Origin of the sequence: Bradyrhizobium cosmicum (assembly GCF_032290525.1) — a bacterium.
Classification (GTDB): Bacteria; Pseudomonadota; Alphaproteobacteria; order Rhizobiales; family Xanthobacteraceae; genus Bradyrhizobium; species Bradyrhizobium cosmicum_A.
In genome coordinates this window covers 1-279 of sequence record NZ_JASXTA010000183.1, presented here as the reverse complement: position 1 = coordinate 279, position 279 = coordinate 1, and the positions used below count along the sequence as shown (strand labels likewise).

Below are 279 nucleotides of genomic sequence, written 5' to 3'. Positions count from 1 at the left end.
GATGACGATGGCAGGACGGCTGAACGGCAAATCATCGATCGTGACAGGTGCGGCGACGGGAATCGGCGAAGCTATCGCCCATAAATTTGCGCGAGAAGGTGCGAAAGTCATTGTTGCCGGACTGCCCGCCGATCCGGTGGAGGACGTCGTCCATGCCATCCGGGCGCGCGGCGGCGTGGCCGAACCCTTTCTTGGCGATGTTGCAGACGAGGTGGATGCGCAAGCCTGCATCGCCTTGGCGATCGACGCATTCGGCAGGCTCGACATCCTGATCAACAA

General features: G+C 61.3%; 1 protein-coding gene. It reads left to right on the top strand.

What is annotated here, in order from left to right:
- On the top strand, positions 1-279 hold a 279-nt coding region (locus QSV46_RS39580; protein WP_314964074.1), incomplete at both ends, for an SDR family NAD(P)-dependent oxidoreductase.